Annotated in this window: 12 protein-coding genes and 2 riboswitches; of the genes, 10 read left to right on the forward strand and 2 right to left on the reverse strand. The window is 29.4% G+C overall.

The annotated features are described in order from the left end of the window. Positions 1-278: 278 nt before the first annotated feature. The 9 genes from sfsA to H8R92_RS00390 all read left to right on the forward strand — a co-directional run bounded on the left by sfsA (position 279) and on the right by H8R92_RS00390 (position 11,911). Positions 279-971, forward strand: coding sequence for a DNA/RNA nuclease SfsA (sfsA, locus tag H8R92_RS00350; protein WP_186834365.1), 693 nt, complete (start codon positions 279-281; stop codon positions 969-971). A gap of 112 nt (positions 972-1,083) precedes the next feature. Next, a complete protein-coding gene (locus tag H8R92_RS00355; protein ID WP_022212261.1) occupies positions 1,084-1,758 on the forward strand; it encodes a beta/alpha barrel domain-containing protein in 675 nt (224 codons plus the stop codon). Positions 1,759-1,930: 172 nt separating this feature from the next. Beyond that, positions 1,931-2,103, forward strand: a riboswitch (Lysine riboswitch). A gap of 133 nt (positions 2,104-2,236) precedes the next feature. Beyond that, complete coding sequence (gene lysA, locus H8R92_RS00360; RefSeq protein ID WP_186834366.1) at positions 2,237-3,526, forward strand: diaminopimelate decarboxylase; 1,290 nt, start codon at positions 2,237-2,239, stop codon at positions 3,524-3,526. 224 nt (positions 3,527-3,750) lie between these two features. Continuing rightward, the gene (locus H8R92_RS00365) at positions 3,751-3,978 is read left to right on the forward strand and encodes a DUF3006 domain-containing protein (protein ID WP_022212259.1); all 228 of its coding nucleotides are present in this window, start codon (positions 3,751-3,753) and stop codon (positions 3,976-3,978) included. Continuing rightward, positions 3,966-4,520: a signal peptidase I gene (gene lepB, locus H8R92_RS00370; RefSeq protein ID WP_374047278.1), complete on the forward strand. Its 555-nt coding sequence runs from the start codon at positions 3,966-3,968 to the stop codon at positions 4,518-4,520. The genes H8R92_RS00365 and lepB overlap by 13 nt, the downstream gene beginning before the upstream one ends. 28 nt (positions 4,521-4,548) lie before the next feature. Further along, the gene (gene ftsH / locus H8R92_RS00375; protein ID WP_186834367.1) at positions 4,549-6,489 is read left to right on the forward strand and encodes an ATP-dependent zinc metalloprotease FtsH; all 1,941 of its coding nucleotides are present in this window, start codon (positions 4,549-4,551) and stop codon (positions 6,487-6,489) included. Between the two features lie 70 nt (positions 6,490-6,559). Continuing rightward, entirely contained in the window at positions 6,560-8,662 is a 2,103-nt protein-coding gene (locus H8R92_RS00380) for a HelD family protein (protein WP_186834368.1), read from the forward strand. 159 nt (positions 8,663-8,821) lie between these two features. Further along, positions 8,822-8,997, forward strand: a riboswitch (Lysine riboswitch). A 202-nt stretch (positions 8,998-9,199) separates the two neighbouring features. After that, positions 9,200-10,642 carry a YfcC family protein gene (locus tag H8R92_RS00385; protein ID WP_186834369.1) on the forward strand — a complete coding sequence of 481 codons (1,443 nt, stop codon included), beginning with the start codon at positions 9,200-9,202 and terminating at the stop codon, positions 10,640-10,642. Between the two features lie 135 nt (positions 10,643-10,777). Beyond that, on the forward strand, positions 10,778-11,911 hold the full coding sequence (locus H8R92_RS00390) for a M20 family metallopeptidase (protein WP_186834370.1): 1,134 nt from the start codon (positions 10,778-10,780) through the stop codon (positions 11,909-11,911). A gap of 69 nt (positions 11,912-11,980) precedes the next feature. On the opposite strand, the gene H8R92_RS00395 is transcribed toward H8R92_RS00390, so the two are convergent. Both H8R92_RS00395 and H8R92_RS00400 read right to left on the reverse strand, forming a co-directional pair. Further along, positions 11,981-12,133 (reverse strand): hypothetical protein, encoded by a 153-nt coding sequence (locus H8R92_RS00395; protein WP_022168688.1) that lies wholly within the window; start codon positions 12,131-12,133, stop codon positions 11,981-11,983. Between the two features lie 85 nt (positions 12,134-12,218). Then, positions 12,219-13,304 carry a PRK06851 family protein gene (locus tag H8R92_RS00400; RefSeq protein WP_186834371.1) on the reverse strand — a complete coding sequence of 362 codons (1,086 nt, stop codon included), beginning with the start codon at positions 13,302-13,304 and terminating at the stop codon, positions 12,219-12,221. A gap of 182 nt (positions 13,305-13,486) precedes the next feature. Here H8R92_RS00400 and H8R92_RS00405 point away from each other — a divergent pair, with 182 nt between their 5' ends. Beyond that, on the forward strand, positions 13,487-14,320 hold the full coding sequence (locus H8R92_RS00405; protein WP_186834372.1) for a transporter substrate-binding domain-containing protein: 834 nt from the start codon (positions 13,487-13,489) through the stop codon (positions 14,318-14,320). The last annotated feature ends 8 nt before the right edge of the window (positions 14,321-14,328 follow it).

A 14,328-nucleotide genomic window follows, 5' to 3' on the forward strand; every position in this document is an offset into this window, starting at 1 on the left:
ATATATTAGGTGTTGCAAAATAGATTAAACAATATAATGTGGTTTGGATAAAAAAGTAAATAATTTATCCAGTAAAAAAATTCTTAAAATAGTTAATAACAAAGTTATCAACAAAATTAACAGGCTTGTGGATAAATTCTGTGGATAACTGTGAAAAATGTGAATTATTTAAGTGAAAATGAGCTGAAACAAATATATACTGTGGATAACTTTTGAAATAGTATAAAAAGTTAGGGTATGAATTATAAAATATAGAATAAAAGAAAAGAGGATAAAAAATGATATATGAGAAAAGAATAGTAAAAGCACAATTTATTAATAGACCCAATAGATTTTATTCAAATGTTAAATTAGATGGAAAAGAAATAAAAGTTCATGTACCAAATACAGGAAGATGCAAGGAGCTTTTAATACCGGGATGTACAGTATATTTAAGAGAAGAAAATAATCCAGCAAGGAAGACTTCCTATGATTTAATTGCCGTTGAAAAAGGTGATATATTGGTGAGTATTGATTCACATATTCCTAATAAGGTTGTGGAAGAGGCTCTTCAAAAAGGAAAAATAGAAAAGTTAAAGGGATATAAAAATATTTTAAGAGAAAAAATGTTTGAAAAAAGTAGATTTGATTTTAAACTGTCAAATGATGAAAGTGATGAATATTATTTAGAAATAAAAGGAGTGACTTTAGAAGAAGATGGATATGCTAGATTCCCTGATGCACCTACAGAAAGAGGAGCACGCCATTTAATGGAATTAATTGAAGCTAAAAGAAGGGGATATGGAGCAGGAGTATTATTTTTAATTCAGTTGGAGAATGTTTATAAGTTTTCACCAAATGATGAAAGAGATTCTAAATTTGGTGAAGCTTTGAGAGCTGCTAAGGCAGCTGGAGTAGATATATTTGCTTATAATTGTCTAGTTACAGAAGAAAGTATTGAAATTAATCAAGAAGTTGAAATAATACTATAGAAATTTATTTTCTTTATGATATAATTTTTACTTAATAATAAATGTAATAATATTTTTATAGTCAAGATTTTTTATAAGAATATATATATAAATTTATAATAGGAGTATGCTTATGGAAATTAAAAGAAAGAAGAATGTACCAGAAATAAAAGGTATATTAAGAAGTAATGTTATTGAAGTACCATCATGTATTAGAGATTGCTCTGGAATAAAGATATTTGGTAAGAGATTAAAGTCATTTTTATTCACCACAGATGTAGCCTTGATAAGAAATACTAATGCTGATGCAATAATAGCAGTATATCCGTTTACTCCACAGCCTTTAATAACAGAAGCGTTAGTAATGGCTGCAGATGTACCTATATTTTGTGGAGTTGGAGGTGGAATTACTCAAGGTAAGAGAGTAGTTAATCTTGGATTAGATGCAGAGTTTAAAGGTGCAATGGGAGTTGTAGTTAATGCCCCAACAAGTAATGAAATAGTTGAAAACCTTAGAGAGACTATAGATATACCAATAATAGTTACAGTGGTGTCAAAAGATGAGGACATAAAGGCTAGAATTGAATCAGGAGCAACTATATTAAATGTTTCTGGTGGTAAGGATACGGCAGATATTGTAAGAAAGATTAAATCTGAATATCCAGCTTTTCCTGTATTAGCAACAGGTGGGCCTACAGAAGAAACAATAAGGGCAACCATAGAAGCAGGAGCAAATGCTATAACTTATACACCACCATACAATGGAGAAATAATGAGTGCACTTATGGATAGATATAGAGATAAATAAAAAATGAAAAATTGTGGATAGAACTCCATAGGAGTTTCAACATTAAATTTCATTCCTAACATCCTTATTTACAAAATATTGGTATAATGGTATCATTTATTAAAAGTTGTAAGATATTAATTTATATAAAAAAATAAATTAAGAATAAAATAAAGCTAAATTGAATAAAATATTACCTGGTAGAGGTGCTGTTTATAATAAGTAAGAAAAGGGAGCTTTTTTTGCATGGCATGGATTTTTTCTGAAAGGTATGATAGCCGAAGGAATAAGGGACGCAAAGACTTATTTCTGGGTATGCATAAAATATATGCATAACTGTCACAGTAGTGGAGCGCTACAGGGTTTAAATGAAATTATGAAATAAGTTTTAAAAGAAAATTTCATATATCATATATAATCTTAAAAAAGTGAACTACCATCATAGAATTTCTATGATGGTTTTTTTATAATTTATTAGAGGATATTAGGAGTTGAGGATATGAAGTTATTTGGAACAATGGAAATAAGGGAAAATGAACTATTTATAGGTGGAGTTAGCACTACAAATCTAGTAAAAAAATATAAATCACCGTTATATGTTATGGATGAGCAGCTATTAAGAGATATATGCAGAAATTATTATAAATGTTTTAAATGTAATGAAGATAATAGGGTAGCCTTTGCAGGAAAAGCATTCTTAACCTTAGAAATGTGTAGGCTTATTCATGAAGAGGGGCTTAATTTGGATGTAGTTTCAGGCGGAGAACTATATACAGCTTATATGGCAGGTTTTCCAATGGAAAAGGTATATTTTCATGGAAATAATAAAACATTAGATGAAATTAAGTTAGGAGTAGAAAAAAGAGTTGGTAGATTTATTGTTGATAATCTAGAAGAAATGGAAATGATAAATGAAATAGCAGCAAAGTATGGAGTGATACAAGATATTTATTTAAGGCTTACGCCAGGGATTGAAGCTCATACTCACCAGTATATACAGACAGGTCAAATAGATTCAAAATTTGGATTTGCTCCTGTGGGAAATACTATAATGGAAGCGGTAAAACATGCTTTATCTTTAGATAATTTAAGATTAACAGGACTTCATTGTCATATAGGTTCACAAATATTTGAGATAAAGCCATATGAAGATGCAGCTGAAATTATGTTAAATTATATTGATGAAATTAAAAGAGAAACAGGTCATGAAATTAGAGAGTTAGATTTAGGTGGTGGCTTTGGTGTATATTATACAGAAACTGATAAACCAAGAAGTATAGAAGAATATTGTAGTGCTATCTTGAATAAGGTTAATGAAATTTGTGAAAGATTAGGATTAGTTAAGCCAATACTTACCATTGAACCAGGTAGATCTATTGTGGGGAATGCAGGTACCACTTTATACACCATTGGAGCTATAAAAGAAATAAAAAATGTAAGGAAATATGTTTCTGTAGATGGTGGAATGACTGATAATATAAGACCAGCTTTATATGAAGCAAAATATGATATGTCTATAGTTGATAAATTAAATGAGCCAGCTGATGAAAAAGTAACTATAGCAGGCAAATGCTGTGAATCAGGTGATATATTAATGAAGGATATATACATTCAAAAACCTGAAAGAGGAGATATATTAGCTGTCTTTACCACGGGTGCATATGGCTTCTCAATGTTTAGTAATTATAACAAAAATGTAAGACCGGCAGTGGTATTTGTTGGTGATGGTAAGGAGAAAGTAGTATCTAAAAGACAAGACTATAAAGATTTACTAGGGTTAGAAATATAGAATAATGGTAAAAATTAAGGTGAGATGAATTATCATAAATTCTTCTCGCCTTTTAATATATAAATTTTTAATGAATGTTTTATATATTGTAATAAAATTGACATATTGCTGTAGTATAATGTAATGGTAAAATTAGATTAAATAATAGAAATATGATATACTTATGTTTCAAGTAGATTGAGAGGGAGGAAGTTCTGGCAAAATTTTGCTAAAAACATTAAGTTATGAAGGAAAGTCATTTTATAGTCGATAGAATAGAAGGTAGGTCGTTAGTATTACAAAATCGTAATGCAGAAATAATAATAATAGATAAGACAAATGTTGAGGATGAGGTAAGTGAAGGAGATATATTAGTTAAAATTAGTAAGAACAGATATATTGTAAATAGAGAAGAGACCGATAAGAGAAAGACTAAAATTGATAATTTGATGAAAGGCATGTGGGAAGATTGAAGGAAAGTAATAAAGAAGTTAAAAATCAAAAGACAGGATTCTTTTACGAATGGGTAGTACCAATTGTAATTGCGATTATATTGGCTTTTTTAATAAATAAATTTGTTATTTATAAGGTAAAGATACCTTCAGAATCAATGGTTCCAACATTGAATGTTAATGATAGGCTATTTGTTACAAGAGTATATAATCCAGAAAAGCTTAAGAGAGGCGACATTATTGTATTTAGTTATGATCAAGAAGGCGAAGAAATCAAGATGATAAAGAGGCTTATAGGATTACCAGGAGATGTTGTGCAAATAGTAAATGGAGTAGTATCTGTTAATGGAGAGGTACTTGAAGAAGACTATATTGGAGCTGAAGATACTTTTAATGGTACATATACCGTGCCAGAAGGAAAATACTTCTTCTTAGGAGATAATAGGAAATGGTCTAAAGATTCAAGATATTGGCCTGTAACACCTTTTGTTGATGCAAATGATATAGAAGGAAAAGCAGTAATAAAAGTTTATCCATTTAGTGATTTTGGATTAATTGAATAAGGATATAGACAGATAGGAGATGATTTAAATGGAAGAAAACAAAAATAATCTTAATGGACCACAAAAAAAGAATAATAATAAAAAATATTTAATTATATACGTAATTGTGGCATTTATGTTTATATACTCTTTTAACTATGCAAAGAATATGTTGACAACACAAGAAATATCATATAATAAGTTTATGCAACTTGTAGAAAATGGTGAAATTTCAGAAGTTAGAACTAAAGGTGATTCACTTGTAATAACACCTAAAGAAGGAAGCTCAGAAAGTGGAAAAATGCTTTATACAGGTGAAGTTAATGACCCTTCTTTAGTTGAAACATTAAAAAATAATAATGTTCAATATTATGGAAGAATAACAGAACAACAATCAATTATAATGGAGCTATTACTTTATTATATAGGACCAATATTGTTAACATTCTTACTATTTAAATTATTATTTAAAAAAATGGGTGGAAAATTCGGTGCTGGCCCAATAAACATGGGAAAAAGCAATGCAAAGATGTATGTTGAAACAGATGTAAAAGTTACTTTTGATGATGTTGCAGGGCAAGATGAAGCAAAAGAAAGTTTAACAGAAATAATAGATTTCTTAAATAATCCAGAAAAATATGCAAGCATAGGTGCTAAATTACCTAAAGGTGCATTATTAGTTGGGCCTCCAGGTACAGGTAAAACTCTTATAGCTAAAGCTGTTGCTGGAGAAGCAAAGGTGCCATTCTTCTCAATGTCAGGTTCAAATTTTGTTGAAATGTTTGTAGGTATGGGTGCTGCTAAGGTTAGAGATTTATTTAAAGAAGCAGAAAAGAATGCTCCATGTATTATTTTCATAGATGAAATAGACTCAATAGGTAAAAGTAGAGATAACCAAATGCAATCTAACGATGAAAGAGAGCAGACTTTAAATCAGTTATTAACTGAAATGGATGGATTTGATGCAACAAAAGGAATAGTAATCCTAGGAGCAACAAATAGACCTGAAATACTAGATAAGGCATTACTTAGACCAGGTCGATTTGATAGAAGAGTTATTGTAGATAGACCTGACCTTATTGGTAGAAAAGCTATTTTAAAAGTTCATAGTAAGGATGTTAAATTAGCTGATGATGTTGATTTAGATTCAATTGCTAAAGGTACACCAGGTGCAGTAGGGGCAGATCTTGCTAATATGATAAATGAAGCAGCCATTAGAGCAGTTAAACATGGTAGAGATGAAGTAGTTCAAGAGGACTTAGAAGAAGCTGTGGAAGTAATTATAGCTGGTAAAGAAAAGAAAGATAGAATCCTTTCTAAACAAGAAAGAAAAATTGTTGCATTCCATGAAGTTGGTCATGCTCTTGTAGCAGGATTATTAGAAGGTACTGATCCAGTGCATAAGATTACGATAGTTCCAAGAACTATGGGAGCTTTAGGATATACAATGCAACTACCAGAAGAAGAAAAATATCTTGTTTCTAAAGAAGAAATGTTAAATCAAATTACTGTAATGCTTGGTGGAAGAGCTGCAGAAGAAGTTGTTTTTAACATGGTATCTACAGGAGCTTCAAATGATATTGAAAGAGCGACTCAATCAGCAAGAAGTATGGTAACTGTATATGGTATGACAGAAAGATTTGATATGATGGCTTTAGAATCTATTCAAAATAGATATTTAGATGGTAGAGCAGTAAGAAACTGTAGTGAAGCAACTTCAACTTTAGTTGATGAAGAAATCTTAAAGATAATAAGACAATGTCATAATAAGGCTATTGAATTATTAACTGAAAATAGAGATCTTTTAGATGAAATATCAGAATATCTTTTAGAAAAAGAAACTATTTTTGGTACAGATTTTGAAAAATTTATTTATAAAAAGTATCCTGAACTTAAGAAGATTAAAGAAAAGGAAAAAGAAGAAAATAAATTAGATTTAGAAAAAGAAGAAAATGAAGTAGCTAGTACAATTGATATGATAATTGAATAGCATATATATTTAAGGAGTTAGGATAAGTATATCTTAACTCCTTAAGTTACTATTGTAAGGAGGTATTACTTTGGATAAATATCAATTTCTAAAGGAAGAAGAAAGATTAGATTATACTTTACAAACGTTAAATGAGGAAGTTTTAAACTACATAGAAAAAAGAAAAGAGATAGCTAATTACATATTAGATTATAGAAAAAACTTTATAGAGGAACATAAAGATGATGAAGATGCTTTGATGGAGTATTTTGATCATGAAAGATATGTTAAGGAAGAATATTATAAGCAAATTGATAAAAAGCTAATGGAGCTTACTAAGCTTAAGGAAACTCCATACTTTGGAAAGGTAATTTTCAGTGATGAAGATGATTGTCAAGAAGAAATATATGTAGGAAGATATGGGCTTACTAAAGACGCTACTTTTGAAAGTATAATAATAGATTGGAGAGCTCCAATAGCTTCATTATTTTATAAAGGGTCATTAGGGCCAGCCACATATAAGACACCAGATGGAGAACTATCAGCTGACATATTAGCTAGAAGACAGTTTGTTATTAAAAAGGGGTCTCTACAGGGATATTTTGATTCAGAAGTTGATGTTAAAGATGAAATTCTTCAAATGATTCTTTCTTCTAACTCAGGAGAAAAGTTAAAAGATATAGTAATGACAATCCAACAAGAACAAGATGATATCATTAGAGAAGAGAGAATGAAGGTTGTAGTGGTAAATGGAGTTGCTGGTTCAGGAAAAACTACCATAGCCCTTCATAGAGTTGCGTATCTTCTATATAACTACAGACAACAATTAGGTAATAAGGTATTAGTTTTAGGTCCTAATGATATATTTGTTGATTATATTAGTGAAATACTTCCTACTTTAGGTGAAAGTGATGTGGCTGAAGAGACTTTTGCTGGTTTTGCTATGAAAGAAATAGGCTTAACTGAAAATGTCCTTGATTTTACAGCTTATTTAGAAGAAGTATTAAAAGGAAATGAAGAAGTAGTAAAAGAAATCAGGTATAAATCAAGTGAAGAATTCATTAAGTTCCTTGATAAAAAATGTATGGAGTTTGAAAATGAATACTTTAACCTACAAGCACTTAATGCCTTTGATGAAGAAATAGTACCATTAAATGAAGTAGAAGAATTATTTGAAAAACACTATAAATATATGCCTTTATTTAGAAGAAGTCAAAAAGTTAAGAGAGTTCTTATATCAAAATTAAAAGATAAGAGAGATGAAAAGGTAAGAGAAATAAATGCTGAATTTAAAGCTAAGCTTGAAGTAATGTCAGATGATGAAAAGAATATTGAGCAAAACAATTTAGAATTTAAAAGACGTAATGACATCAGAGATGTTGTAAGAGAAGTGATGAATGTAAAAGCAGATCTAGAGAATTGGATAGATAATGAAAGTATAGTTGATATTTATAAGAAGTTTATGAACATAGATATGTTATCATACTTAGATCTTCCAGCAATACTATACTTAATGATTAAGCTTGATGGAAAGAAATCTAAGGCAGAAATCAGACATATAGTTATTGATGAAGCTCAAGATTATAGCATGCTTCAATTTTTAGTGCTGCAAGGATTAACTGGTTGTAGAAGCTATACTGTTGTAGGTGATGTTAACCAAAAACTTGTAAAGATTGATGAAGTACCTGCCATGTTAAGATTAGAAGATATTTATGGAAAATTTGTTAAGAGATTTGATTTAAATAAGAGTTACAGGTCAACACAACAAATTATGGAATATGCAAGTAAATTATTAGATGAAAATGCTATAGTTCCATTTGTAAGAAAAGGTAAATATGATGTGGAAGAAATTGAAATTAATGATAAAGAAGATTTAATCGATACTATTCTAGAAACCTTAGAAGAATATGATGATGAAAACTATGAAAATATAGCTGTTATAACAAAAGATAAAAATGAACTTCAAATAATAGCACCAGAACTTAAAAAGTTCACTAAAATAATGGCTTTTGATAAAGCAGATATAATTTATAGAGGGGGAAAAGTTATAGTACCTTCTTATTATGCTAAAGGTCTTGAGTTTGATGGAGTTGTAGTTGTAAATTTTGATGATAACACTGATGATTTAGTAAAATATATTATGGCAACTAGAGCTTTACATCAACTTAAAATTATAAATTATAGGGAAAAATAATTTATACTTAATATAGTTTTATCTATTATAAAAGTAGTATAAATTAAAAAAATATTGATGAAATATAATATAAAAGCACGAAAAATTTATAATTATGCAGAAAATATACTTTACATTTAAGAAAAAAAGTTGTATATTGTTAAGAGAGAATTATATTATGAAGTTGATAGAGGTTGCGATATTTAAGAGTAGATTTACGGAGGTAAGCACAAAGATGTAAATTGAAAGGAAATTTCGCCGAAACATATAGTTGATGCTTTGAAACTGTAGTGTTGGGGTTATGTAAAATATACATAAAACTGTCACAAATTAATTTGTGAAGAGCTATTACTTAACGATTATATTATTGATAATAATACTTTTATTATAATATTTGGTATTTTAGTGATTATATAGTCTTGAGTGAGAAGCTCAAGGCTTTTTTATTATTTTAAAATTAAATGTGAATAGCTATTACTTATTAGTTAAAATTTTTTAAAAAATTATTTTTTTCAAACTATTGTGACAAAATATTATAAATAGGGGGATTTTAAAATAATGCAAAATGTATCAGGTAAAGAAAGACAAGGTTTCTGGAAAAGATTTAATGGTGGAATAAAAGTTCCACATACATTAGTTATTATTTTTTCAATAATAATTTTAATGGCAATAGCAACATATATAGTGCCAGGTGGTACATATGAAAGAGTAGCTACTGAAGTTAATGGACAAATTAGAACTGTAGTTTTAAATGGTTCATTTCAGTATGTTGAAAATGAAGCACAAGGGTTGTTCCAAGTTATGCAAGCACCAGTAGAAGGAATTCAACAATCAGCAGAAATTATAGCATTCTTATTTATAGTTGGTGGTGCATTTAGTTTAATAACTAGAACAAAGGCAATAGACTCAGCTATAGCTAAGGTTGTTAATATTTTTAAGGGAAATGAGTTATTAATAATTCCTATTATATTTACTTTATTTTCTCTTGGAGGAGCAACATTTGGTATGACTGAAGAAGCTATACCATTTATAACAATATTACTTCCGTTAATGCTTGCTTTAGGGTTTGATAGTATATTATCAGTGGGAATAAGTTATTTAGGGTGTATTGTAGGGTTTGCAACAGCTATGCTTAATCCATTTACAGTAGGAATAGCGCAATCTATAGCTGAAATACCTTTATTCTCTGGAGTAGTATATCGTACTATTACATGGGTTATAGCTACAACAGTAGCAGTTATATTCTTAATGGTTTATGCAAAAAAAATTAAGAAGAATCCTGAGCTTAGCCCAGTGTATAAATTAGATGAAGAAAAACGTGAAAAATTAAAAGAAAATAAAAATGAAGAAATTAAATTTACATTTGCACATAAAATAATAATTGCTTCAATTGGTGTTTGTTTAGCAGTTATCATATGGGGAGTATTAAAAGAAGGATTCTGGATTCCAGAAATAGCTGCAGTATTCTTAATAACTGGAATATTTGCAGGAATAGTTGGTGGATTAAAAGCTGATGAAATGGCAGAAGCATTTATAGATGGAGCCAAAGATATGATTGGAGCTGCAATGGTAATAGGGTTTGCAAGAGCTATAGTAATAATAGCAGAAAATTCTCAAATCATAGATACAATATTATTTGGTTTATCATCATTTATAGGTAAATTACCATCATTACTAGCTGCATGTGTAATGTTACCAGTTCAAATGTTTATAAACTTCTTTGTTATTTCAGGGTCAGGACAAGCAGCATTAACTATGCCAATATTAGCACCATTAGGTGATTTACTTGAAATATCAAGACAAACAACAGTATTAATATTCCAATTAGGAGATGGTTTCTCAAATGCTATTTTCCCAACATCAGGAGTATTAATGGCATGTTTAGGAATGGCTGGAGTACCATATTCTAAATGGTTTAAGTGGATAATGCCATTACAAATTATATTATTTGCACTAGCTATAATATTTATAACTTGTGCTATGTTGATGGGTTGGGCTTAAGAAGTTAAAAGTTAACGGTTAAGAGTGAAGGGGTAGGAGTTAAGGAATAAATTCAGTAACTTTTATCTTTTCACTCTTACCTTTTACTTAAATAAATGGCTTGATAATTTATTTAAATATGGGAGGAAAGAAGAAATGAAGACAAGAATATATAACGAAGGTCAATTAATTAAAGAAAGATTAGCTGAAATAAGTGATTATATATATAATAATCCAGAATTAGGAAATGAAGAATATAAGGCAGTTGAAGCATTAACTACATTTTTAAAAGAACATAATTTTCAAGTAGAGTGTCCAATAGCAGATATGGATACAGCATTTAAAGCAACTTTTGATAGTGGAAAACCTGGAATGACTATAGGATATTTATGTGAATATGATGCATTACCTAAAATAGGACATGGATGTGGACATAATATGATAGGTGTTATGTCATCAGGTGCAGCAGTAGCTTTAAGTAAAGTTTTAGATGAAATTGGTGGAAAGATTATAGTATACGGAACTCCAGCAGAAGAAACTAATGGGGGAAAAGTTATTTTAGCAGAAGCTGGTGTATTTGATGAATTAGATGCAGCAATGATAGTTCATCCAGATGGAGAAACTAGAGCAAGTGGATCAAGCAGTGCTTTATATCCAATAAGATTTATATATAAAGGTAAAACAGCTCATGCAGCATCTTGTCCAGAGAAAGGAATCAATGCATTAAATAGCGTTATTCAATTATTTAATGGAATAGATGCACTTCGTCAACATGTAACACCAGATGTTAAAATGCATGGAATAATAACAAAAGGTGGAGTTGCAGCTAATATAGTTCCAGATGAAGCAGTTGCTGATTTTTATTTTAGAGCTTCTACTAAGGAAAGAGTAACTGAAGTTATAGAAAAAGTTAAGAAGATTGCAGAAGGTGCAGCTTTAATGACTGGGGCAACTCTTGAAATGGAAAGATATGAATTACCTTATGATGATTTAAAGACTAATGAAAAATTATCAGAGATGTTTAATGAGAACTTAAGAGCATTAGGTATTACAGATATAAATCCAGGTAAAGCTACAGGTGGCTCAAGTGATATAGGAAATGTAAGTCATGTTGCACCAACTATACACCCATATATAGGAATAACAGATTGTCCTATGATAGGTCATAGTGTTGAAATGGCAAAGGCTACTACAACAAATAAAGCACATGATAGATTATTAATAGCTGCTTTAGCAATGGCATATACAGGTTATGATGTAATAGTTAGAAATGAAAGCTTAAGAAGCTAAAATAAATGATGAATTAAGAAACTTTCTAGGAGGTTCCTTAATTCATCATTAATTATTTATACTAATTTATTAGTATAAATAATTAAAAAGGTTTTCTATTTTCCTTAAAAGTGAACACTCTTCTGCTGTATAGCGGCAGTCATTACATATTCCTAAAAACATAAACCAAGAAGCTGGTGTTATGTTTTTATCTTTTGCTTCATAAGCATATTTGCTTTTCATAAACAAGCTTCCCTTCATTAACTTTAATTTATTTTCTTATATAATAATATATTAAGGGTAGATGTAAATGATTACAAATATTTTACTATACGTAATATTTTTCTAATTTTTTAATTACACTGTCATAAATGTTATCAACAATTGAAAAATCCATTGCTGATATATAGTAAGTTTCCAGTTCATCATGAAGAGTATGTGCCTTATCAATGAGTTTTACAGATTTAGCTATCAAGTTATAAAATAGTTTGGAGTTATATTCTATTTCAGATAATTTATCGCCAGTTATGGCATATTTAGAGTAATCTGATAAGTTATAATCTATTTGTGAAAAGTTACATTTACTTATTTCATTATTGGTTAATATGCAGGTATTTAGCTCTGGAATAAGTAAGTGTTCGATTCTTTCAGGAATGAAAGGGTCATGCATATATTCAATATAATATCCTTTCTTTTGACCACAAGAACCGATATATTTTAATATTTCAGTTTTCCCATATCCTGGTCCTCCAATTAAGACATACTTAGTTTTATAATCTTCCACTATGTTTTTTGTATAAGTAGTTATACCACTAGGAGTTATGGCTGTTGAAAATAGATGTCTTTCATCTCCATATCCGCTTTTATCTCGTTTAAAAATATTATTTTTTAAGTTTTGTATAAAATTAGATATTTTTGTTGAATCAAGAGATTCATAATTGATGTTGCTCCAATCATCATGTATATATTTTGCAGAACCTAGAAATCTATAAGCTCTCTTGAAGTTTTTGCTTATTTCTCTATTGAGAGCAATGATTTCTTTTTTATGAGGTGTTAATTTATCTATATCTAATGCATCACCTAAATTAATTATTTCATCTACTGCGCCAGGAGTTATGGGATCCACAATATGGGGAGAGGTACCATCTAATATTGCTACATTTAGTTCTTTTACAACTATTCCATCCAATGAATTAGAGTCAGATGAACAATGGTGATATTCTATATTGTAGCCTTTATCAAAAAAATATTTTCCTACTTTCTTCATAAGTGATGATTTTCCAGTGCCAGGTCCTCCTTTTAAGCAAAGAATGCGATTGGCATTATCTTGAGTAAGTATATACCTATAAAATGAATAAAACCCTTTTGAGGTGTTTGAACCTGGGAATAAATTTATTTCTTTAGGTTTGGACATTATATCACTCCTATAAAAATGTTAATGTTATACATTATAGTGTATTCAAAAATATATAAAAAAGTAACAAGTTGAAAATTATTATGAAAATATAAAAAAACTATTGCATAAATATTAATACTTGATGTATAATTATGCGTATGAAAAAGATAAATATGCATAAGTTTATGGGGGTATTTAATATGAAAAAAGGTATAATTAAAAATGTTATTGTAACAGGTTTAATTTCAATTATGGCTGTAGGCCTTGCAGGATGCGGAAATAGTGCGACGAAAAAAGAAGACACTGGTGTGTTAGACTCAATAAAAGAAAGTGGTAAGCTTGTAGTAGGTTTAAGTGCAGATTATGCACCATATGAATTTCATATAATTGAAAATGGACAAGATAAGATAGTTGGTTTTGATGTGAGCTTAGCGAAAGAAATTGCTGATGAACTTGATGTAGAATTAGAAATTAAAGAAATGGATTTTGATGCTTTAATAACTGCATTACCAGCTGGAAAAGTAGATATGGTTATTTCAGGAATGAATCCTACAGAGAAAAGAAAAAAAGCAGTAGATTTTTCAGATATATACTATACAGCTAACCATGGGATTTTAGTAAGAGCTGAAGATACAGATAAATATACTAATTTCTCGGATTTAGATGGTTTAAAAGTTGGAGCTCAGCTTGGTTCAACTCAAGCAGAATTAGCATCTACATTAATTAAAGATGCAAATCTTCAATTATTATCTAATGTAAATAATTTAATCTTAGAATTAAAATCAGGTAAAGTAGATGCAGTAGTTATGGAAGTAGGCGTGGCACAAATGGCTGTTAAAAATAATCCTGAGTTAGCAGTAGGAAAGCCAGTTTATGAAGAAACAGATAGTGGTAATGCTATAGCTATAGCAAAAGGAAATGAAGACTTAGTTAAAATAGTTAATGGAGTTATTTCAAGAATTACTGAAGATGGAACTATGAATAAATATATAGAAGAAGCTACTATATTATCATCGGAAGCAGTAGAAGAATAGTTAGGTGG

It is taken from the genome of Clostridium lentum (assembly GCF_014287815.1).
Lineage (GTDB): Bacteria > Bacillota > Clostridia > Clostridiales > Clostridiaceae > Clostridium > Clostridium lentum.

Bases quoted from the DNA above. Each gene is read 5' to 3' on its own strand.
- H8R92_RS00390 (WP_186834370.1), top strand. From the start codon at position 10,778: ATGAAGACAAGAATATATAACGAAGGTCAATTAATTAAAGAAAGATTA.
- H8R92_RS00385 (WP_186834369.1), top strand. From the start codon at position 9,200: ATGCAAAATGTATCAGGTAAAGAAAGACAAGGTTTCTGGAAAAGATTT.
- H8R92_RS00355 (WP_022212261.1), top strand. From the start codon at position 1,084: ATGGAAATTAAAAGAAAGAAGAATGTACCAGAAATAAAAGGTATATTA.
- H8R92_RS00395 (WP_022168688.1), bottom strand. From the start codon at position 12,133: ATGAAAAGCAAATATGCTTATGAAGCAAAAGATAAAAACATAACACCA.
- H8R92_RS00400 (WP_186834371.1), bottom strand. From the start codon at position 13,304: ATGTCCAAACCTAAAGAAATAAATTTATTCCCAGGTTCAAACACCTCA.
- sfsA (WP_186834365.1), top strand. From the start codon at position 279: ATGATATATGAGAAAAGAATAGTAAAAGCACAATTTATTAATAGACCC.
- lysA (WP_186834366.1), top strand. From the start codon at position 2,237: ATGAAGTTATTTGGAACAATGGAAATAAGGGAAAATGAACTATTTATA.
- H8R92_RS00405 (WP_186834372.1), top strand. From the start codon at position 13,487: ATGAAAAAAGGTATAATTAAAAATGTTATTGTAACAGGTTTAATTTCA.
- ftsH (WP_186834367.1), top strand. From the start codon at position 4,549: ATGGAAGAAAACAAAAATAATCTTAATGGACCACAAAAAAAGAATAAT.
- H8R92_RS00365 (WP_022212259.1), top strand. From the start codon at position 3,751: ATGAAGGAAAGTCATTTTATAGTCGATAGAATAGAAGGTAGGTCGTTA.